Here is a 20,373-nt window from a genome sequence, read left to right on the forward strand (position 1 = left end):
GTCAGGCCTTCTTCAGGAGATCCCTGATTTCGGTCAGAAGCTCGACCTCGGGTGTGGGCTTCGGCGGAGCAGCCGGCGCAGCCTCCTGCTTCCGCTTCAACGTGTTCATCAGCCGGATGACGATGAAAAGAACGAAGGCAACGATCACGAAGTTCAGCGTGATCGTCAGGAAGCTGCCATAGGCCAGCACCGCACCCTGCTTCTTCGCATCGGCAAGGTTGCCGGCACTTACCGCTTTGGACAGCGGGATAAAGTAGTTGGAGAAATCAAGGCCGCCGGTGACCGCGCCGATGATCGGCATGATGACGTCGCCGACCAGCGAGTTGACGATGGCGCCGAACGCCGCGCCGATGATGACGCCGACCGCGAGGTCGACGACGTTGCCCTTCATCGCGAATTCACGGAATTCCTTCAACATGCTCGCATCCCCCTCAAGATACGTCGGCTCAGTTGATCAGTCCGGCATGAACCATCGCCTCGCGCACCGCGACCCGGGTCGGCTCCGACACCGGCACCATCGGCAGCCGCAGCTTCTCCTCGATCTTGCCGAGCAGCGACAACGCGTATTTCACCGGCGCCGGGTTGGACTCGATGAACAGGTTGGTGTGCAGCGGCATCAGCTTGTCGTGGATCTTCAGCGCGGTGGCGACATCGCCCTTCTGCCAGGCCTGGTGGAATTCCGAGCACAGCCGCGGCGCGACGTTCGACGTGACGGAGATGCAGCCATGGCCGCCATGCGCCATGTAGCCGATGATCGTCGCATCCTCGCCCGAGAGCTGGTTGAACTCCTCGCCCATCGCGGCGCGCTGCTGCGACACCCGCACCATGCTGGCGGTGGCGTCCTTCACGCCGGCGATGTTCTTCAGCTCGAACAGGCGCTTCATGGTGTCGACGGACATGTCGATCACCGAGCGCGGCGGAATGTTGTAGATGATGATCGGAATGCCGATAGCGTCGTTGATCGCCTTGAAGTGCTGATACAGGCCTTCCTGCGTGGGCTTGTTGTAATAGGGCGTCACCACCAGCACCGCGTCCGCCCCCGCCTTCTCGGCGTGCTGGGCGAGCTCGACCGCCTCTTTGGTCGAATTGGAGCCGGCGCCGGCGACGACCGGCACGCGTCCCCGGGCCTCGGCAATGCACCACTCGACCACCCGCTTGTGCTCGTCATGGCTGAGCGTCGGGCTCTCGCCCGTCGTGCCGACCGGCACGAGGCCGTTGGTGCCCTCGTCGATCTGCCAGTTCACCAGGCTTCGGAAGGCGGCCTCGTCGACGGACCCGTTCTTGAAAGGAGTGACCAAGGCGGTGAAAGAACCCCGGAAATTCGTCTTGGCTGCCATGAAACTCCCTCCCAAACGCCGTTTGGCCCCTGTGCGAGCCACTTCATACCGGGTCTACCGACGGGGCGGAAGGCCCGCCCGCGGTTGGGCTGCCTTCTCAACAGGCACACGAATCGCCCTGCCGCCCCCGCGACAGCCCGGCCCGCACACTCCGCACCGGGCAACCACGCTTCTCGGAACCCCCGGGCCGGCCACACGCCGCCCTTCGGTCGTGATTTCGCCGCGGTGTTGGCGCAGGTTGCAATCCTTCCCTGTATATTTAGGATTTGTTCACCTTTTCGATAGACCCATGTTGGTCAGGGGATCGAAGTCATCCGCCGCAAAAGGAACGCCGTGCCCTTTTCTGCCCGCGCCACTGCATTGCGATCGACCGCCCTGTCGGTGTCACTCTCGGTGTCCTTGGCCGCCGGCCTGACACTCGGATGGGCTCTCGCCGGACATGGCGCCCTCGCCAAGGACCAGGCTGCCAAGTCCAAGGTTTCAGAGTCCAAGGTTTCGGCATCCAAGGCTCATACGGCCAAGGTTCCCGTGCCGAAGGCGCGTCCGATCGCGCGCGGCGCGGTCCCCAAGACGAACACCAACGAGGCGGCCGGGACGAAGAGCAAGGTCGACGCGCACGCCGAGGCGAAGGCCGAGATCAAGAACACTCCCAAAGGCGCCGGCGCGGCGCCAAGGGACATCACGCCCGGTGCCGCGGCTGCGGCCCTGCCGGTCCGCCAGCATGCCGCCCTGCCCGCCTCCCGCAAGCCCGTGGTGCCGGCTGCGATCGCTGCGACGTCATCGACCTCGCAATCCGACAAGGAGGCGCTCGAAAACGTGATCGAGCTCGTCCGCAAGCGCAAGCCCGGCGACGCCAACGAGGTCGTGCAGGCGATCTCGGATCCCGTCGCGCGGAAGCTCGCCGAATGGGTGATCCTGCGCAGCGACAACAACAATGCCAGCGTCGAGCGCTATCGCGCATTCATTACCGCCAATCCGTCCTGGCCGTCGCAGACCTTCCTGCGCCGCCGGCTCGAGGCCGCGTTGTGGGACGACAAGCGCGACGATTCCGTGGTCTGGTCGTGGTTCGAGAACGAATCGCCGCTGTCGGCGAAGGGCAAGTTCGCGCTGGCCCGGGTGATGCTCAATCGCGGCGACCGCGCCAACGCCGAGCGCCTGGTGCGCGATGCCTGGCGCAACGACGCGATGTCCGAGGAGACCGAGAACAACATCCTGGACCAGTACGGCGCCCTTCTATCGGGCGGCGATCACAAGGCGCGGATGGACACACTGCTGTATGGCAGCGAGCACGAGGCGGCGATGCGCGCTGCACGGCGGCTCGGCTCGGGCCACGTGGCGCTCGCAAAGGCGCGAATCGCGACCTACCGCAAAGCCTCCAACAGCCAGAGCCTGCTCGATGCCGTGCCGCGCGAGCTGCACGGCGATGCCGGCTACATCTTCAGCCGCATCCAGGTGCTGCGGCGCGACGAGAAGTTCGCCGAGGCGGCGCAGTTGATGCTCAGCGCGCCCAGGGATCCCGGCCGCCTGCACAATCTGGACGAATGGTGGATCGAGCGCCGGCTGCTGGCGCGCAAGATGATCGACACCGGCGAATATAAGAGCGCCTATCTGATCGCCCGCGACGCGGCGCTGCCGAACCGCGACATCTACAAGACCGAGCAGGAATTCACCGCCGGCTGGATCGCGTTGCGCTTCCTCAACGATCCGGCCACGGCGGCCCAGCACTTCGCGCGCATCGGCGTCGGCAGCGTCAATCCGACCACCCTGGCGCGGGCCGGTTATTGGCAGGGCCGCGCGGCAGAAGCGATGGGGCGCATGCAGGAGGCGCGCGCGGCCTATATGTCGGCGGCCGAGCAGTCCACGAGCTATTACGGCCAGTTGGCGCGGGCGAAGCTCGGCCTGCCGCAGCTCGGCCTCAATGCTGCGCCGAGCGGCCGCGGGCGCGGTGTCGAGCGGCTCGAGGTGGTGCGCGCGGTGCAACTGCTGTACGAGCTCGACGAGGGCGAGGTCGCGATCCCGATCTTCGCCGATATGGGCGACAACGGCGACCCCGACGTCCTGGTCGGAATCGCGGAAGCCGCCGCGCGAAACAGCGATGCGCGGGCGATGCTGCTGGTCGGCAAGGCCGCGCTCAATCGCGGGCTGCCGTTCGATCATTACGCCTATCCGGTCACGGGCATTCCTGCGTTCCGCTCGCTCGGACCGGAGGTCGAGCCGAGCGTGGTCTTCTCGATCGCGCGTCAGGAGAGTGCCTTCAACCAGGCGGTGGTCTCGCCGGCCCAGGCCTATGGGCTGATGCAGGTCACGCCGGATGCCGGCCGCTACGTCTGCAAGCGCGCGGGCGTCAGCTTCGATCTGAACCGGATGAAGACCGATCCGGTCTACAACGCGCAGCTCGGCGCGGCCGAGCTCGGCGGCCTGCTCGAGGACTATCGCGGCTCGTACATCATGACGTTCGCGGCCTACAATGCCGGCCGCGGCAGCGTACGGAAATGGGTCGAACGCTATGGCGATCCGCGCGATCCGAAGGTGGACGCGGTGGATTGGGTCGAGCTGATCCCGTTCGCGGAGACCCGCAACTACGTGCAGCGGGTGATGGAGAACCTGCAGGTCTATCGCGCCCGCTTCGGCGGCGGCTCGCGGCTACAGATCGAGGCCGATCTGCGCCGCGGCGCTGTGGTGGAGTAGCGAAACCGACATCGGATCGTCGTCAATCGCTATTCGCTACTCCCTATTCGCCTCTCATCACCAGTTGCGCTGAGCGCGCAGCAGCAGCGAGACCGAATCCTGGTCCTTCAGCTGATAGGTCGTGGCCGGTTTGGCAACCGCCGCAACCGCCGGCGCATTGGCGACGCCCGCGAACTTCTGATCCAGCCGGGTCCAGGCGACGTCAGCCGAGAAGGTCAGATTCTTGACCGGCGTCCAGCGCGTGATCACACCCAGAGTCGAGATGTTGAAGTCCGGGTTGCAGTTCGCACCGACGATGCCGAGAGCGACCATGCCCGCACCGTTGCAGATCAGGCCCTTCGCTGTCGCATTATAGCGCACGGCGCTCCATGAGCCGTACACCGCGGTGTTCCAAGCCGGATCCCAGTTGTGGGTGAAGGCGCCGCGCAAGCCGTAGGTCGTCGTCAGCTGCTGCTGGGTATTCGCCCCGAACACCGAATCCGACACGCCCGCGAAGCCCAGGCTCTGGAAAGCCCCCGCCATGTTGCTGCCGCCGTACATCGCGTAGTTGATCGGCGCGAGGCTCTGGAAGTTGTAGCGGCTGGCACCGTTGGTGTAGACGCCCTGCAGATTGATGGTGTCGCCGGCGCCGGTCGGGATGTTCTTGATCGACAGGGCGAGCTGACCGGCATAGCCCCATTTGTCGGCGGGATGCCCGGTCGTCTCGTTGGCACCGAAGAAGGCGGCGTGGTTGTCGTGCGCCGCGAAGGACGCCTGGAACAGGCCCCAGGCCTGATCGACGCGCACCATGCCGACGATGTCGGGCGCGACGTTGCCGCCGAAATTCGACGTGCCATAGCTGCCGGTGAGCACGCCGGCGGCCGTCTGTCCCGCCGTATTCCAGATCTGCGACTGCGAATACTGCGTCGCATCCTGGGCCGAGATCGCGGCCGTGATGCCCGAGCCGAAGTCCGCGGTATAGGTGAACTGGTTGACGCCGGTGATGGTGCCGCCGCCGCCGGTCAGACCGTCGAAATTGTTGCCGGGGTAGTTGGCCCAGGGTGCGTCGAACTGCGACACGGCCTTACCCATGGTGAAGCCGGCGAACTGGATGAAGGCATAGAAGACGCCGATCCCGCCTTGCGCGATGTTGCCGTCAGCCTGCGCTCCAGGCGCGCCCGCCGTCGAATAGGCGGTTGCGCCCGTGGGGGAGCCGGTCCCGGCATAGCTGCCCCCGGTCCACTGGAAGACACCGTCGAAGAAGGTACGCACGACGCCATATTCGGTCGCGGTGCGGGTGTCGATGTTGAGGTCGGCGCGCGAACGCGTCGTGTAGTAGTTGCTGAGACGATTTCGCCCGCCGGCGACGCCGTTCACGGCATTCTGGAAGATCGTATTCGTACCGAAGCCGGCCTCGGCACGCAGGTAGCCGCCGAGCTTGATGCAGGTGTCGGTACCCGGAATGTAGAAAAATCCGGCGCCGTACATCGAGCAGACCCTGACATACTCGACCGCTTTGGCCTTGATCGGAAGGTCGGCGGCCTGAGCCCCACCCATGGCGAGCAACGCCGCCCCTGAGCCCAGAACAAGGCTCCTCACAGTCTTCATACTAACCTCCAAATTGCTCAGTTCAGACCGGCCCGGCTCGACATCGAACGACCGCCCCAACGGTCAGCCCGTCTCCAGCTGCACCACAGTGCTCGCGCATAGCGTTGCAGTGGGAACGATCGCGAGGCAGAGTTGGTGCTTTATCGGACCATTCTCGTGACCGGCCGGATCACGCATGTGGCGCGGCCGCGGCACGGCACACGGTCGCCAGATCCCCAAGAGTAATGTGTCAGGGAAGACTTTCGCCGCCGAATGCGTGTCGCGCTCGTGGCGGGAATGCAGCAGGACGCACGTCGAGAAGCGCGGCGAGCGCGAGGTTCCAATTTTCTGGCTCTGTCATCCCGGCGATCGTGACACGGGCCCTCGCCTGCCCGGGATCACGCAGGCCAAGCTTGGCTCAAACGTGCGGTCGAACCGAACGACCCCGCCGACCGCCTCTCACGCATGTTTGAGCCGGATGGCCACGAGGCGGTCGCGAAATTCCATCCAGATCGCACTCCGTCGCGTGGCCGCGCGGTGTGGTTCTCGGGCGGGTCTGCAGCATGTTTGTCAGCGACAGAGCGGAGCGGCGAGGAATGCGGATCTCGGCGCTGGAGCACGCGCTGGCGAGGCAAAGAAAAACCCCCGGCAGTTGCCTGCCGGGGGTTCGTCAAACCGTCGTCAGACGATCTGGATCAGAAGTTGCGCTGAGCGCGGAGCAGCAGCACAGCCGACTGCTGATCCTTCAGCTCGTACACCGCGGCCGGCTTCGCGACAGCAGCAGCAGCCGGAGCGGTGACCGAACCGGAGTGCTTCTGGTCGAGCCAGGAGTAGGCGAAGTCAGCCGAGAAGGTCAGGTTCTTGACCGGGGTCCAGCGCGTGATCAAGCCGAGGGTGGCCAGATCGAAGTCCGGATTACAGGTCGAACCCGCGTTGAAGGCCGCGACAACGCCCGGGCTGGTGCAGATCAGGCCCTTGGCCGTGCCATTGTAGCGGACGGCAGCCCACGACCCGTAGATCGCAGTGTTCCAGGCCGGATTCCAGTTGTGGGTGTACGCACCGCGCATACCGTAGGTCGTGGTCAGCTGCTGCTCACCACCGGTCGTGAAGACCGAGTCGCCCACACCGGCAAAGCCGATGCTCTGGTAGGCGCCAGCCAGACCCGTGCTGCCGTACATCGCGTAGTTGTTCGGCATCAGGCTCTGGATGTTGTAGCGGCTCGCACCGTTGGTGTAGACGCCCTGCACGTTGATCGTGTCGCCAGGTCCGGTCGGGATGTTCTTGATCGACAGGGCCAGCTGAGCCGCCCAGCCCCACTTGTCGGCCGGGTGGCCGGAGGTCTCGGACGCGCCGTAGTAAGCGACGTGGTTGTCATGCGCCGCGAACGACGCCTGGAACAGACCCCAGGCCTGGTCGACACGGACCATGCCGACGAAGTCCGGAGAGACGTTGCCACCGTAGTTGCTGGTGCCGTAAGCACCACCGATCACGCCAGCCGCCGTCGAACCCGCCACGTTCCAGAGGTTGTTCTGGTAGTAGGCGCTCGCATCCTGAGCCGAGACCGAGGCCGTGATGCCGGAGCCGAAGTCAGCAGTGTAGCTGAACTGATTGACGCCGGTGACCGTGCCGCCGCCGCCGGCGAGACCGTCGAAGTTGTTGCCCGGATAGTTGACCCAGGGCGTGTCGAACTGCGACACAGCCTTACCCATGGTGAAGCCGGCGAACTGGATGAAGGCATAGTACACGCCGACCGAGCCCTGCGCGATATTGCCGTCGGCCTGTGCGCCCGGCGCACCAGCGGTCGAGTAAGCGGTAGCACCGGTGGCCGAACCCGTGCCGGCATAGCCGCCGGAGGTCCAGCTGAAGGTCAGGTCAGCGAAGGTACGGACCACGCCGTACTCGGTCGCCGTGCGCGTGTCGATGTTGATGTCCTGACGAGCGCGGGCCGTGTAGTAGTTGCTCAGGCGGTTATGCGCACCACCCTGGCCGCTGTACGTGCCGTTGAAGTCGCTGTTCGTGCCGATCGCCGTTTCAGCACGGAGATAGCCACCGAGCTTGATGCAGGTGTCGGTGCCGGGAATGTAGTAGAAGCCCGCACCATACAGGGAGCAAACCTTCACATACTCGACCGCTTTGGCCTTGATCGGAAGGTCGGCCGCCTGAGCCGCGGACATGGCGAGCAGAACTGCCGCCGAGCCGAGGACAAGGCTCTTAACCGTCTTCATTTAAACCTCCAAGTTGCTCTTTTGAGAAAGAACCGGACCAAGATCCCCCAGGACGATCCGCTTCCTCTGCTCCCGAAAAACCGCTTCAGCCGCTTCGCGCCATCGGACACACCCGCATCACGCGAGGGACTTAAGCGAACCACCTGTCACGGGACGATCGAGTAACCCCCCACCGTCGTCAGGAACTATGCCTTCGCTCATTCGGTAAGCAAAATAGTTTATGCAGTCAGGTAATTGAATGAAGCCGAAATGTGTCTTGAGGGCAACACAATGGCAGCTTGTTGTGCAGCGCACGGGGGACGGCGCATGTCCTCCTAGATAAGTGATTTTGTTGCGGATTTTTTTTCTTTAGGGTCGAGCTTCGTACTGGAACTCCTGAGCAATGGCGCCCTTGAAGAACATGTCTGCCGCACCTGTGGAAGCGGACGCGCAACCGCAGACTGCCGAACATCTGCCGAAGAATCGCGACGCCATTCTTCGCTTCGCCAGGGAGATCTCCACGATCAACGTCCATCTGGAGGAGCTGAGGTACTTCTGGGCCAAGCGAATCGGCATCAGTGGCCCGCAATGGATGATCCTGATGGCGATCTCCGAGCTGGATCAAGGCGAGGGAGTCGCCGTGAATGCGGCGGCCAAGCGGCTGCACGTCGACCCTTCGTTCGTCACGACGCAGTCGAAGCTGCTGGAGAAGAAGGGCTTCATGGAACGCAAGCCCGCCCCCAACGATGCACGCGTGGTCCGGATGTCGCTCACCACCAAGACATCGGAGCAGTTCGCCGAGCTGGAAGCCCAGCAGGCGCAGATCTTCAGCTTCATCTTCGAGGAATTCGACGCTCGCGAGCTGGCGACCTTCACGGACAAGCTGGCTGGCCTCAAGGACCGTTTCGAGAAGGCCAGCGCGCGACTCACGATGGGGCTCTGAGGCCCAAGAGGCGGTCACGGCCCGACCGCCTCTTGCAGGCAGCGGGCCCAGACATGCGGTCGCGTCAGCCTGGAGGCCGCTGAGACCCCGCCAGACGCCTCGCGATCCAGTCGAAGACGAAGGCATCGGCTTCGAGCCAATCGGCGCCCGCGCTGGAGACGATCTTCAGAGTGATGTCCGGGTGCTCGCGCTTGATCTGCGCGATCAGCCGGGTTGCGATGTCGGCTCGAAGCCAGCCACGCTCCGGCACCGTCACCAGCAGCGGACACATGATCTGCCGCGCCGCCAGCCCTTCCGTCGCGATCGGCGGCCTGCCCCGCTCACACGCACCGGGTCGGCGCGACAGGAAGACACGCTCGTGAATATCCCACAAGCCGGCGTCGCAGACCGCCGCAGCATAACGCGGATCGAGTGCGATGCCGCGCGCGACAAAGGACGAACTCCAGTCGTCGGCCAGAATCGCGATCCGGCCTTCGTCCACGTCATCGCGGGACGTCACGTAGTCCGTCACGCTCGCGATGGCCGATTCGAGATCGCGACGGCCGACGATCTCCTCGAAGCGGCAGTCCGGTCCGCTGCCCAGCAGATCGACCACCAGCAGCGCCAAGCCGCGCTGCTCCGCATGGGCTGCAAGCTTGAACAGCGACGTTTCCTTGCGACGGCCGGGCTCACCGATGCAGATGACGGTGGGCGCCCTGCCCGCCTCGCCACGCGCCGGCAGGAAATAGGCTTCGAGCGGATAGTCGGCGCGCCAGTGGATTGTGACGACCTCTCCTTGCGGATCGGCACAGCGCAGGAATTCGCGCGCACATTCGCGCATGCGGGACAGCACGACGTCCTGGCGGGAACGCGAGCTGCTGAACGGACAGGCCGCAGCCTCATAACAATCCACTGCGCGCGACCATTTGCGAAACGCCAGCTCGGGACGACCGCTGCTCACGGCGTCGGCGGCGGCAGCCTTCATGGCGTCCGCGCATTGCATCCACTCGCGATACCAGGACTCGTCGTCGCTGGCGTCGATCCGCTGCGCAACCGCCAGACATTCCGCAAGCTCGGCCCGGCCCTCGGGCCGCGCTTCCAGCAGCCGCGTGATGGCGCCCGCCAGGTCGTCTTGCTCGGACCACGGACGCAGCACTCCCACAGAGCCTTCCGAACTCATCTTTGGACACATTCCTCACTGGCGTGACGGTGTGGCCCCGTCATCTGACGGTCATGGTGACCATCCGGCATTTCCCGGTCAAGCCGATGCACAACGATTTTTAGTGAGACGATGGATGTATGCGCTGATGGCACGCGCCTGCGGAGATCACGCTGAGGCTCTGCAATCGAGAGGCAATGTCAGATCTTGGGTGCCGAGGAGATCCCGATGTGAAAAAGCCTCCGGCGGGGCATCGCCGGAGGCTTCCTGGAGTCTAACATCGTATGATCGTCGTCTTGCGTCTGCGGTGTCGTCCTCACGAGGACGAATGATTACTCAGGCATGAGAAAATTAGCTTATCAACTCATCTGTTTTCAACACCATTTTTAAAAAAAATACCAGCGTGCAGCCAACCTACTGAAACGAATGCGACTTTCGAGCTACAGGCAATCGAAGCTCTGCTCAATTGGCTCGATCCATCGATCTGGCATCGATCGCTTCTCGAGCGCACCGGACCCGGAGTCACTCCGGAATGAGCGCCCGCACACAAGCAAAAACCCCCGGCAGTTTCCTGCCGGGGGCTCTTGAACCCGATCAGACGATCAGGATCAGAAGTTGCGCTGAGCGCGGAGCAGCAAGGACACCGAGTTCTGGTCCTTGAGCTGATAGACCGCAGCCGGCTTGGAAGTCGTGGTCGTAGCCGGGGAAACAATGTTGCCCGAGTACTTCTGGTCGAGGTTGGTCCAGGCCACGTCGGCCGAGAAGGTCAGGTTCTTGACCGGGGTCCAGCGGGTGATCAAGCCCAGCGAGGAGATGTTGAAGTCGGGGTTGCAGGTGAAGCCTGCGCCCGCGATCGCACCCATCGCCGCGCTGCCGCAGATCAGGCCCTTGGCAGTGCTGTTGTAGGACACGGCAGCCCACGAACCGTAGATCGCGGTGTTCCAGGCCGGGTTCCAGTTGTGGGTGTACGCACCGCGCATACCGTAGGTCGTGGTCAGCTGCTGCTCACCGCCGGTCACGAAGACCGAGTCGCTGACGCCAGCGAAGCCGAGCGTGCCGTAGACACCAGCCGTGCTGCTGCCGCCGTACATCGCGTAGGTGGTCGGCACCAGGCTCTGAGCGTTGTAGCGGCTCGCACCGTTGGTGTAGACGCCCTGGATGTTGATGGTGTCGCCGGGGCCGGTCGGGATGTTCTTGATCGACAGGGCCAGCTGAGCAGCCCAGCCCCACTTGTCAGCCGGGTGACCGGTGAGCTCGGTGGCGCCGTAGTAGCCGGTGTGGTTGTCATGCGCCGCGAACGACGCCTGGAACAGACCCCAAGCCTGGTCGACACGAACCATGCCGACGATGTCCGGGGACACGTTGCCACCGAAGGTGTTGGTGCCGTACGAACCGCCGATGATGCTGGCCGCGGTGATGCCCGACACGTTCCACATGTTGGTGGTGTAGTACTGGCTCGCGTCCTGCGCCGAGATCGCCGCAGTGATGCCCGAGCCGAAGTCGGCGGTGTAGGTGAACTGGTTGACACCGGTCACGGTGCCGCCGCCGCCCCACAGGCCGTCGAAGTTGTTGCCCGGGTAGTTGGTCCAGGGCGCGTCGAACTGCGACACGGCCTTACCCATCGTGAAGCCGGCGAACTGGATGAAGGCGTAGTACACGCCAATGCCGCCCTGAGCGATGTTGCCGTCGGCCTGAGCGCCAGGAGCGCCAGCCGTCGAGTAGGCAGTCGCGCCGGTCGCCGAGCCCGAGCCAGCGTAGGTGCCGCTGGTCCAGGTGAACGTCAGGTCAGCAAAGGTGCGGACCACGCCGTACTCGGTCGCGGTGCGCGTGTCGATGTTGAGGTCCTGACGAGCGCGGCTGTAGTAGTAGTTGCTCTGGCGGTTCATGCCGCCGGCAACGCCGTTGACCGCGTTGTTGTACTGGCCGTTGCTGGCGAACGACGTTTCAGCACGCAGGTAACCGCCCAGCTTGATGCAGGTGTCGGTGCCGGGGATGTAGTAGAAGCCAGCGCCGTAAAGCGAGCAGACCTTCACATATTCGACCGCCTTGGCCTTGATCGGAAGGTCAGCTGCCTGAGCCCCGGACATGGCGACGAGAGCGGCCGCCGAGCCCAGGACAAGGCTCTTGATCGTGTTCATAATGTTAAACCTCCAAGTTGCTCAGTCAGGGAAGGTTCCGCCTCCGCTGGGTGAGAGACACCCTTGGGGTTGGACCCGTTATCCCTCTTCGACCCGTCGCTCAGCCGCTTCGCGCTATCGGACACACCCGCATGAACGCGAGGGACTTGAGCGAACGACCTAAACGGGACGACGTCGGGATGCCCCCCTTCGTCGTGCGAGCAGAATTACCGAAGGCCTTTGCACACGCAACAAAGGAACCATCATTGCGGCGCCCAAGCGGCGCCTTTTCGGACCGGTGTTGCACAAAAGGCACGGAACCGTGGTTCTGCGGGAACACCTAAGTCGCTGTTTATGTTGTCGTTTTGTCACAACGCAATTTGAGGTGCTTAAGGCCGCGAGCACTCGCCCGCCCGGAACCCGCCCCAAGTCAGGCGCCGGGGCCGAGAAATCCAGCCACGCGCTGAACGAGAATCGGGCTGGAGGACGCTGGCGTCTGCGTCCCCTCCCGCCGGCCGCCTTTGCTGCAGACGACCCTCTATATTAGGGGTCCTCCGCGTCAGGGATCATCGAGAGGGCTCGCACCGCCCGTCGACTTCGACGCGTACCGCGGCCGATCAAACGGCAGGTCCAGCCCGGATCGATGAGCCGAAGGTGAAGACCACCGCCCGCACCGGTCCGGCGAAGCCGCGGCCCTGTGAGGATTTCGAAACCGCATGCAATCTGCCGCTTGCGGCTCAGCGCGGCGTCGGGCATACCGACCGTCGCCGGAGACGTGGCCGAGTGGCTGAAGGCGGCGGTTTGCTAAACCGTTATAGGGTTGTAAAGCCCTATCGAGGGTTCGAATCCCTCCGTCTCCGCCAGCCAATCTTTTCAAGCACTTGACCATCGATGCGACCGGCGAAGCCCGGCCGCAGTTGGCGCGGATGGCGCGGATCGATGCGGTTTCCACTGACACAAAACCCGGCACAGTCTGTGCTCGCTCCGTTCCCGCGGCCGGCGCCATGAAGGGCGACCCGATCCGCATCATCCCGCACAGTCCGCCCGGCATTCCCGATACCGGCAGCTTCGAGGTGCGCTTCGCCGACGGCCGGCCCTCGGTCTATTTCTACTGGGACGACAACCCCGGCCGGCGGGCGATCTCGATGAGCGGCGTCACGTCGGCCGCCGAGGCCAGGGCGGCGGCGCGGGCGCTGGCGCGCATGGAACTGAAGCGCCTCGGCAGACTCGACTCGTCATGAAGATCTGTCTGCGATGTGCGGGCGCCCGGTTCGTCTGCGAGGCCCATCCCGATCGCCCCTGGACAACCGGCGCCGGCGGCTGCCGCTGCGGCGCGCCGGGCGATCCCTGCCCGCTCTGCAACGGCACGCTGCGCGACGCCGAGCCGCCTGCGATCGATCCCGCCGAGATGGACGGCGTCGAACAGGAGCTGATCGCGCTCGCGCTGCGCGCCAGGCGGAGGCATTGATGGCGCGCCCGCCGCTCCAGTTGCCGCCGAAGGTGGCGCGCGATTTCATGGCCGATCTCGCCGCCTACCGCGCGGCCGCGACCAGCTTGGAGAAGGAGGAGATCGCCGCGCGTCAGCTGCGGGCGCTGCGCGAATATCTGCGGCCGTCCGACGGCAGGCTGAAGCTTCCCGACGTGCGCAAGCTGATGGACGCGATGGCCGAGGAGATCGCCAACAAAACGCCCGGCGACGCGGGCAAGCGCGGCCGGGCGAGGCGTTGAGCAACTTGGTTGGTGAGAGGCCTGGGGACCTCTATCCTACGACGAAGCCGGAATGTACCAGGCCTGCGCACTGACCGAGGCCGAGCTGAGCGGATTGCTGGCATCATCGCGAAGCGCTTCGCGCCAGCCGAGGGATCCGCTGCAGCTGACCGAGATGACGTGATGCTCCGGCGCATCGTCCGCGAGCAGGTCGATGACGGCGCCGGCATTCGTCAGAGCGGCTTCCTTATCGCGCGCATGAATCGGCTGCGTCGCGATGACTGCGTCGAATGCCTCGGCAACAGCCGCCTTCGCTTCCAGCTTGGTTGCGCCTTTGGCGCTGAACGAATAGCTCATTTGTCGACTCCACATCCGGTTTGCCGGCGACCGGCCGGCGCGGTTGTTACTCGTCATCACAGATCAAAGGCTTGACACGCCCACCGGTCCAACTTTCCAAGCGGCCCCGGGCAACGTCGCTGTGTCTGATCGCGTCGAGAGCCTCTTCGCGTTCTTTAGCGCGGTGCTGTTCGATCTCCTCGCGAGAGCGCTTGAGCGGCTTACGCATCACGCCCCTCCCGGGCTGCACGAATGGGACCGCAAAGATCTCGCCGAGCTTCGGCGCCTCTCGTCCCATGCGGCCACGCGGCTCAGCAGCCACAGTCCGACGACGATCGCACCGGCAACGCGCCAGAAGCCAAATGCATCGACGGCATGATCCATGACGACGCAGACGATAGACAGGATCAGGCAGCCGGCGACGAAGTGCAGGAAGTCGTCGTACATGGTCAGGCTCCGCCCGCTTCAGCGCTTGGGCACGGCTGTCGGCCGGAGGATGGCCTTGATCTCGGCCACCCCGTCCTTGATGGTGTCGACGCGCTCCTCGAGGCGGGTCAGGCGATCGCCCTGCGGCGCGGCCCGGTCCGCCTTGTGCTCGAGCGCCTCGACGCGGGCGTTGATGGAGGATCCCCACCACACCACGCCGCCGGTCTGGATCACGATCGTCAGGATCACGGCCAGCGGCACCTTGCGGTCGAGATGCCAGTGCGCATCGCTCTCGTCGATCACGGCTGCCGGCGCCGGTCGGTGTTTCGCCATCGGTGCATCCTCACGGCGTGAAGTGTTCGATGGTCTCGCCGAAGGCCCACAGCAGCCCCGCGAGCCAGAGCAAGCCGTAGACGCCCAAGGCGGCGTATCCGACGATGCCGCCTTTCATTTCGCGTAGGCCCGGCACTGGTCGCGCAGCAGCTTGTAGTCGGCGATCATGCCCGGCGTGACGGCCTTGGGGTTGGTCGTCAGCAGGCCGCGCAGCTCGGCGCCGGCGCGCTTGAGCTGCTCGGTCTCATAGCTGCGCAGTGGCGGGCAGCGCGTCTGTACGACGACGTCGGGTGCATCATGGGGAAACGAGCCCATGGCGCTAGAAGGCGTCGCCACGCTCCAGGCCAGCAACGACAGTCCCAATGTCAGGCCGATCGACGGCCACCTGGTTCGCGCGACGCTCCGCATCGGCAGTCTCCCGGTTGAGGGTGGATGTGGTCCTGGCCGCGCCCAGCTCGCGATTGGTCTGCTCGGCGCGCTTCGCGGCCAGCCAGTCGTTGAACGACCGGCCCATGGCCTCGAACAGGACTTTGAGGATCGGCGCGAGCACCGTCAGCAGTGCCGCGCCAGCCGTTCCCGTGAACACGGCCCTACTCGCCGGCGTTGGCCGTCGTGGTCACCAGCTTCACCGCGCTGGCGTCGGCCGCGGGCTCGAGGTCGAGCCGGCCGAAGATCTTCTTGGCGAGACCTTCGGGCCCGCCGGCCCATGACAGCAGCCAGGCGGGCGCATTCTCGACCGCGTATTGCAGCGCTTCCGCCAGCACCTTGTTGCCGACGTCGACCGACAGCGTCTTGCCTTTGGCGGCGTCCTTGACCGCGTTGAGGCCATAGCCGATCGCATTGTTGATCAGCAGCTCGACGCGGGCATTGCCGAACAGCGCGACCACGTTGGCCGGCAGCTGGCGCAGTCCCCAGGTCACCAGCGCGGCGAGCGAGGCGCCGATCAGCGGCATCCAGTCGGAGACCCACTGGCCGTAGGGAATGGTCACGGCGCCGTCGCCGGCGAACGCGCCGGATTCGAGGACGACCAGCGTCGCCACGAAAACGGCGGCGAAGATGAACGCGGTCGAGCGCCAGACCGGCGCGCGCAACAGGAACGTGAGCAGAGCTTTCACGGGACAACCTCATGATGTCAGGAATGCGCGAGACCGTCGCGCGGCGGATAGATTCAATCAGCGCTTGCGCGGCGTGGGAGGTGGCGTGGTCGGCCGCCAGGGTGGCCGGCGCGCCCCGCGGGGCAGATGGTCGTCGATGTTGGCGCCGGTGATGACGGCAGCCAGGCCGACGTAAAGCACCAGCACCGGCCAGCCGCCGAGCCAGACGAAGCCGCCGGCGATCAGGAGGAGGCCGAGATAGACCAGCAGCCGGCTCATGCCAGCGCCCGCCAGGTCATCGGCCCGACGATGCCGTCGGCATGGAGGTTGGCGCGGCCCTGGAATGAGCGCACAGCGGCGTAGGTGACCGCGCCGAACGCGCCGTCGATCTCGAGCGCGGCGCCGTGCGCGACCAGCCGCTGCTGCAGCCATTCGACGTCGGGGCCGTCGTCGCCGCGCCGCAATGTCCTGGGCGGCGGCACATAGACCGGCGCTGACGCCGCGGCATGGCTACCGATGTCTGCCACCTCGGGCATCGCCCACGGGCTCACGTCGTCCGCCAGCGCGCCGGAGACGATCGAGACATGGCAGTGATGGTCATGGGCATTGGTGCCCGTGTACGGCCGCCAGATACCCGGCTGCGGCCCTCGCGGGCCAGAGCCGATGCGGCGATTGGAGATGACGTATTTCAGCCGATGGTCCTGCTTGCGCAGCAGGAAATCGGCAAAGGCGTAGCTGTCGAGGCCGCCATGCGGATCGTGGGTGATGTCGATCGCGTGCACCACGCCGGCGGCGTCCGGATTGTGGTCGGAGACGCGCGCCGAATGCGAGGTGTCGCCGACCGATCCGTCGCTATTCTTCGATCTGTCAGGCCATGCCTCGTTGACTTGCTCGCGCAGCTTCTCGAGCCCGCGCGCCAGACGCCAGGTCATTCGCTTTCTCCATGTGTCAGTGGACCGCCCACAAGGCGGGGTTGCACGCTCGGCAATTGTGGTGGTATTCAGGCACTATGGTCTCAATTCGTAATGCCATTTTGGTCGTCATCGGATGTGCCGTCACCGCGGCCAGCCTCGCGTCATTTCACGCCGCGCGATCTTCGGTTGCAGAGCTGCACCGGTCGCTCGAAGCCATCGACAACCGGACCAGGAAGATCGACACCGAGCTCTCCGATGCGTCGCGCGAGGTGCGCCTGCTCTCACCTTACGACCTCGGAAATCGACGGATCGAGGTTCGCCTATTCATGATCAAAAGCCACCTCGCTCAGGCGGATCGACCGATCGTGTTCATCGGCGACAGCATCACCGAGGGTGCGCTTCTGCCGAGCACGATTTGCGGCCGACCTGTCGTGAATGCCGGCATCGGCGGCATCAGCGCCGCTTCACATGCGGCCTATCACAAGGTCGCCAGAGAGCTTTTCGTTTCGCTGAATGCAGACCTGATCGTGATCGCCTTAGGGACCAATGACGCGGCCAAGCATGTGAGGTACGATATCCGGCGCGACTACGAAGATCTCCTGCAGATGGCACGCCAACACGCCCCGAAGATCATCGCTGTCGGAATTCCGCCCATCCAGAATGGAGGGCTAACGGCTTATTTCGACCCGAACGCGGCGGCGAACATCGATCGTATGATCCGCGACCTCGCGCACGAGAACGGCGCGGAGTTTGCCGACGTCCGCTCCGCAATTACATCTGACGATGCGACGATCGACGGCGTTCATCTGAAACCGGCAGGATACAAGCCATGGATCACGACGATTGAGCACGCCATCGCGCGGTCATTGCCGTGCGATGCCCTTACCTTGGCGCAGTAGTACTACATCGCCTTGCAGAAATCCGACGTGTTATCGTTGCATCCCTCCAAGGCCTGCCAGTTATCGTTGACCGCGAAGGGCGGAGACCACAAGAACGGCGCACCGCTCGCGTGCATCGCATTCGCGATGCCCGTCGCCAGAGCCGAGACACCACTGTCGTTGAAGTGCGTATTGTCCGCAATTCGGTTGCCGGAGCCCAAGCTGTCAGCGTTGAACCCTGCCCAAAACTTGGTGTTGTCGACGATCCCCGATTGAGCAGACTGAATCGTGGGGTTCACGGTTCCAGACAGCCAGGTCTGGATGTTGACGAAGAACCGACCGGAGAAGCCGCAGCTTACGGCCTTTGCCTGGATGTTATTGAGAGCTGCCTGATAGGCTGCGAGCGTGGTGCCGGTATCAGACTCGCCCTGCACCCAGACGATCGCGAAGGTCGTGTTGGTGACACTGGGAGTAATCCCGCGATTCGCCAGGCGCTGCATGGCCTGGCAGATGCGGTTATAGAGCGGCCCGCCGATACTGTGTTGGCTGATCGATGTTCCACCGACCGCGACTGGCGCAATAATGACGCGGTTGAACGTCCCGGCGGGAACGGTTCCATTCCCTGAGATGAAGATATCGGCGATGCGCGCGCCGACGTGCCCACACGACTGCAGCGTGGCGCACGTCGACCCCGTGCCGCCGAACGACTGATATGCCCAGGTCGAGCCGAGCGGAGGATCCACCCAAGGATAGATTCCCCCGTCATAGATGTTGAGATTATCGATCGCGCTTCCATTGGTCGGTACGTAGGCCGACGGAGCCTCAGTCGCACCGTTGGATTGCCCCGCGATGATCAGCACCAGGTTCTTGATGCCCGTATTGATCTGCGGAGCGGTGCGGAGTGTCCGCGCTCCAAACGCATTCAGATCATTATAGCCGGCATCGTTGGCCCAAAGTCCTCCACCTTGAACGACGTCAGTTATTTGCAGCGGGTCCGGCGCACCGGGTCCCGAGAGCGGAAAAGCTGCCGCCGCGATGACATGAAGAGCGGCAATGATCGAAGCGGCGACGCAAGCGAGCTTTCTCATCACCACCACCAGTCGCCGACCAGCCGTTGGTCTAGCACACCGCCAACTATCGTTTGCGCTCCCGTGTTCGCTTGCATCGCTTGGATAAAGTTGAGCCCAAGCGGCGGGACCTCGTCGCACTCAGCACTCGACACGAAGTCGAGCCCCTGCGTACCATTCTGAATGCCGAGCCCGCGGCTACAATTCGCAGTCTGAGCCAAGCCAGTCGAGTTGAGCCCCATGGTCAGCCAAGAAGCAGCCCCGTTAGCATTGAGCTGAATGCGGCCATAGAGTTTCGTTTTGAGCGGTGTGGCGCCGTTGCAGCTCAAGACCGAAATTCGGTTGTTGGCCCCGGCTCCCGTCCCCGCATTGTTGAGATTACCGTTGCCACTCGTCCAAGACGTTGTGGTATCGACCACGCGGGCGATGGCGGGCACCTGGTTATATGCGTTGCAGACACCGAAGATCGCAGCTCCACCCCCGACAGCTGCGGAGCCGAACTTGAAGTCAATCTGACCGGCGTTGCCGTTAGTAATAAACGCGCCAAGCCAAGTGCACTGATTGATTGCACAAGTAAACGTCGTCGTATTGTTGTATCGGCATGTCATCGACGCCGCGTTTGTCAGCAATCCTTTGAAAACCGCCAGGCCTGCGCTGCGTGCCCCTGCACCTGCTGTGCTCGTCGTCCACGCCGGGCCGGAACAAATGCGCACAGCTCCCGAATCGAGACCGACGAATACATCGAATATCGTGCTTGCCGCCCAATTCGAGCCCAGCGTGATCGAAGGCCCTACGGTATCCGTATCATTGGCAGTGAATGCATAGAGCTGCATCGCCGATCCATTGAAGATCGGCACGTACTTCCCCGAGAAAGGAGAATAGTAGACGCTCGTCGCGCCGGCTTGGTCTGTCGTCATCCACGCCGCAACGTTGGATAGCGTCAGACGTCCACCAGGGTTCATCTGCTCCAGTGTCGTCCCACCGCCTCCACCGGAGTTTCCGCAACTGATGCTCTGCGTAGACCGCGTGTAGTTGAGATGCTGGCCGGCGGAATCCGGACAATCTGGCAGCGACTTTGGCGCCAGCGTCGAAGGGCCAGTCGCGATCGGAATATCATGCTGAGCGTATGAACTCAGGCCAGTTCCACCATTTGCAGGTGGTAGGACACCGGATACCGCCGAGCCGAGTGGAATGTTGCTGAAGGTATTGCTCGACCCCGACATCGTCTTGTTCGTCAGCGTCTGCGTGGCTGCCGCACCGACAATTGTATCCGTGCCCGAGAATAGCGTAGCCGTTCCGCCCCCGGTTGCCGGCGCCTTCAACGTCGATGATCCGGAGGTCACGCCGAGCAGGATCAGCGTGCCGTCGCCGAAGGATTGCGCGCCGGTCCAGCCCTGCGCCTGGTTGATCATCGCGATCGTGCCGGATGCGTTCGCAAGCATATACGTCTTCATCGAGCCCGCCGGCCCGGCGAATTGCATGAAGCCGTTGTTGGTGCCGCCCTTGGCGCCGGTCAGGGGCGAGGTGCCCTGACTGGTCTGCCCGAACGCAGCAGCTATCGAAAGCCCGAGCGCGATCGCGCCGGCGAGCAGCTTGCGGAGGATCATGAGATGTTTCCTGAGAAG

At 64.2% G+C, this 20,373-nt stretch carries 23 protein-coding genes and 1 tRNA gene; 7 read left to right on the forward strand and 17 right to left on the reverse strand.

Annotated features, from left to right (window positions below; all coding sequences use genetic code 11):
• Nucleotide 1: 1 nt before the first annotated feature.
• Nucleotides 2-418, reverse strand: coding sequence for a large conductance mechanosensitive channel protein MscL (gene mscL / locus QW845_RS24030; RefSeq protein WP_315804007.1), 417 nt, complete (start codon nucleotides 416-418; stop codon nucleotides 2-4).
• Between the two features lie 28 nt (nucleotides 419-446).
• Nucleotides 447-1,337 carry a 4-hydroxy-tetrahydrodipicolinate synthase gene (dapA, locus tag QW845_RS24035; RefSeq protein WP_315752947.1) on the reverse strand — a complete coding sequence of 297 codons (891 nt, stop codon included), beginning with the start codon at nucleotides 1,335-1,337 and terminating at the stop codon, nucleotides 447-449.
• Nucleotides 1,338-1,670: 333 nt separating this feature from the next.
• Between dapA and QW845_RS24040 the strand changes: the two genes are divergently transcribed.
• A complete protein-coding gene (locus QW845_RS24040; protein WP_315804008.1) occupies nucleotides 1,671-4,025 on the forward strand; it encodes a lytic transglycosylase domain-containing protein in 2,355 nt (784 codons plus the stop codon).
• 57 nt (nucleotides 4,026-4,082) lie between these two features.
• Here QW845_RS24040 and QW845_RS24045 read toward each other — a convergent pair whose 3' ends face one another.
• A complete protein-coding gene (locus tag QW845_RS24045) occupies nucleotides 4,083-5,612 on the reverse strand; it encodes a porin (protein WP_315804009.1) in 1,530 nt (509 codons plus the stop codon).
• A gap of 674 nt (nucleotides 5,613-6,286) precedes the next feature.
• A complete protein-coding gene (locus tag QW845_RS24050) occupies nucleotides 6,287-7,816 on the reverse strand; it encodes a porin (protein WP_315804010.1) in 1,530 nt (509 codons plus the stop codon).
• A gap of 400 nt (nucleotides 7,817-8,216) precedes the next feature.
• On the opposite strand from QW845_RS24050, the gene QW845_RS24055 reads away from it, so the two are divergent.
• A complete protein-coding gene (locus QW845_RS24055; protein ID WP_315804011.1) occupies nucleotides 8,217-8,738 on the forward strand; it encodes a MarR family winged helix-turn-helix transcriptional regulator in 522 nt (173 codons plus the stop codon).
• A gap of 64 nt (nucleotides 8,739-8,802) precedes the next feature.
• Here the strand turns inward: QW845_RS24055 and QW845_RS24060 are convergent, their stop codons facing one another.
• Both QW845_RS24060 and QW845_RS24065 read right to left on the reverse strand, forming a co-directional pair.
• Nucleotides 8,803-9,879 (reverse strand): hypothetical protein, encoded by a 1,077-nt coding sequence (locus QW845_RS24060; protein WP_315804012.1) that lies wholly within the window; start codon nucleotides 9,877-9,879, stop codon nucleotides 8,803-8,805.
• A 605-nt stretch (nucleotides 9,880-10,484) separates the two neighbouring features.
• Nucleotides 10,485-12,014 (reverse strand): porin, encoded by a 1,530-nt coding sequence (locus QW845_RS24065; RefSeq protein WP_315804013.1) that lies wholly within the window; start codon nucleotides 12,012-12,014, stop codon nucleotides 10,485-10,487.
• Nucleotides 12,015-12,762: 748 nt separating this feature from the next.
• Here QW845_RS24065 and QW845_RS24070 point away from each other — a divergent pair.
• From QW845_RS24070 to QW845_RS24085, 4 genes are all read left to right on the forward strand, one after another.
• Nucleotides 12,763-12,856 (forward strand) — tRNA-Ser (locus tag QW845_RS24070).
• A gap of 18 nt (nucleotides 12,857-12,874) precedes the next feature.
• Nucleotides 12,875-13,234 (forward strand): hypothetical protein, encoded by a 360-nt coding sequence (locus tag QW845_RS24075; protein ID WP_315804014.1) that lies wholly within the window; start codon nucleotides 12,875-12,877, stop codon nucleotides 13,232-13,234.
• Nucleotides 13,231-13,461: a hypothetical protein gene (locus tag QW845_RS24080; RefSeq protein WP_315804015.1), complete on the forward strand. Its 231-nt coding sequence runs from the start codon at nucleotides 13,231-13,233 to the stop codon at nucleotides 13,459-13,461. Before QW845_RS24075 ends, QW845_RS24080 begins: the two co-directional genes overlap by 4 nt.
• Nucleotides 13,461-13,721, forward strand: a complete 261-nt coding sequence (locus tag QW845_RS24085) for a hypothetical protein (protein ID WP_315804016.1) — start codon at nucleotides 13,461-13,463, stop codon at nucleotides 13,719-13,721. The genes QW845_RS24080 and QW845_RS24085 overlap by 1 nt, the downstream gene beginning before the upstream one ends.
• A 36-nt stretch (nucleotides 13,722-13,757) precedes the next feature.
• Here the strand turns inward: QW845_RS24085 and QW845_RS24090 are convergent, their stop codons facing one another.
• From QW845_RS24090 to QW845_RS24130, 9 genes are all read right to left on the reverse strand, one after another.
• Nucleotides 13,758-14,057: a hypothetical protein gene (locus QW845_RS24090; protein WP_315804017.1), complete on the reverse strand. Its 300-nt coding sequence runs from the start codon at nucleotides 14,055-14,057 to the stop codon at nucleotides 13,758-13,760.
• Between the two features lie 46 nt (nucleotides 14,058-14,103).
• A complete protein-coding gene (locus QW845_RS24095) occupies nucleotides 14,104-14,265 on the reverse strand; it encodes a hypothetical protein (RefSeq protein ID WP_315804018.1) in 162 nt (53 codons plus the stop codon).
• A complete protein-coding gene (locus QW845_RS24100) occupies nucleotides 14,265-14,483 on the reverse strand; it encodes a hypothetical protein (RefSeq protein WP_315804019.1) in 219 nt (72 codons plus the stop codon). The genes QW845_RS24095 and QW845_RS24100 overlap by 1 nt, the downstream gene beginning before the upstream one ends.
• Before the next feature lie 18 nt (nucleotides 14,484-14,501).
• Complete coding sequence (locus tag QW845_RS24105; RefSeq protein ID WP_315804020.1) at nucleotides 14,502-14,795, reverse strand: hypothetical protein; 294 nt, start codon at nucleotides 14,793-14,795, stop codon at nucleotides 14,502-14,504.
• Nucleotides 14,796-14,909: 114 nt separating this feature from the next.
• Nucleotides 14,910-15,131 (reverse strand): hypothetical protein, encoded by a 222-nt coding sequence (locus QW845_RS24110; protein ID WP_315804021.1) that lies wholly within the window; start codon nucleotides 15,129-15,131, stop codon nucleotides 14,910-14,912.
• The gene (locus tag QW845_RS24115) at nucleotides 15,115-15,381 is read right to left on the reverse strand and encodes a hypothetical protein (protein ID WP_315804022.1); all 267 of its coding nucleotides are present in this window, start codon (nucleotides 15,379-15,381) and stop codon (nucleotides 15,115-15,117) included. The genes QW845_RS24110 and QW845_RS24115 overlap by 17 nt, the downstream gene beginning before the upstream one ends.
• A 4-nt stretch (nucleotides 15,382-15,385) precedes the next feature.
• A complete protein-coding gene (locus tag QW845_RS24120) occupies nucleotides 15,386-15,910 on the reverse strand; it encodes a hypothetical protein (protein WP_315804023.1) in 525 nt (174 codons plus the stop codon).
• 57 nt (nucleotides 15,911-15,967) lie between these two features.
• A complete protein-coding gene (locus tag QW845_RS24125) occupies nucleotides 15,968-16,168 on the reverse strand; it encodes a hypothetical protein (protein ID WP_315804024.1) in 201 nt (66 codons plus the stop codon).
• Nucleotides 16,165-16,821, reverse strand: coding sequence for a peptidoglycan-binding protein (locus tag QW845_RS24130; RefSeq protein WP_315804025.1), 657 nt, complete (start codon nucleotides 16,819-16,821; stop codon nucleotides 16,165-16,167). Before QW845_RS24130 ends, QW845_RS24125 begins: the two co-directional genes overlap by 4 nt.
• Before the next feature lie 77 nt (nucleotides 16,822-16,898).
• Here QW845_RS24130 and QW845_RS24135 point away from each other — a divergent pair, with 77 nt between their 5' ends.
• On the forward strand, nucleotides 16,899-17,702 hold the full coding sequence (locus QW845_RS24135; protein WP_315804026.1) for an SGNH/GDSL hydrolase family protein: 804 nt from the start codon (nucleotides 16,899-16,901) through the stop codon (nucleotides 17,700-17,702).
• Between the two features lie 2 nt (nucleotides 17,703-17,704).
• On the opposite strand, the gene QW845_RS24140 is transcribed toward QW845_RS24135, so the two are convergent.
• Together QW845_RS24140 and QW845_RS24145 are read right to left on the reverse strand one after the other, a co-directional pair.
• Nucleotides 17,705-18,769, reverse strand: a complete 1,065-nt coding sequence (locus QW845_RS24140; protein ID WP_315804027.1) for a sialate O-acetylesterase — start codon at nucleotides 18,767-18,769, stop codon at nucleotides 17,705-17,707.
• On the reverse strand, nucleotides 18,769-20,355 hold the full coding sequence (locus QW845_RS24145) for a hypothetical protein (RefSeq protein WP_315804028.1): 1,587 nt from the start codon (nucleotides 20,353-20,355) through the stop codon (nucleotides 18,769-18,771). The genes QW845_RS24140 and QW845_RS24145 overlap by 1 nt, the downstream gene beginning before the upstream one ends.
• Nucleotides 20,356-20,373 lie beyond the last annotated feature (18 nt).

It is taken from the genome of Bradyrhizobium sp. SZCCHNS3002 (assembly GCF_032377435.1).
In the GTDB taxonomy this organism is placed as follows: domain Bacteria; phylum Pseudomonadota; class Alphaproteobacteria; order Rhizobiales; family Xanthobacteraceae; genus Bradyrhizobium.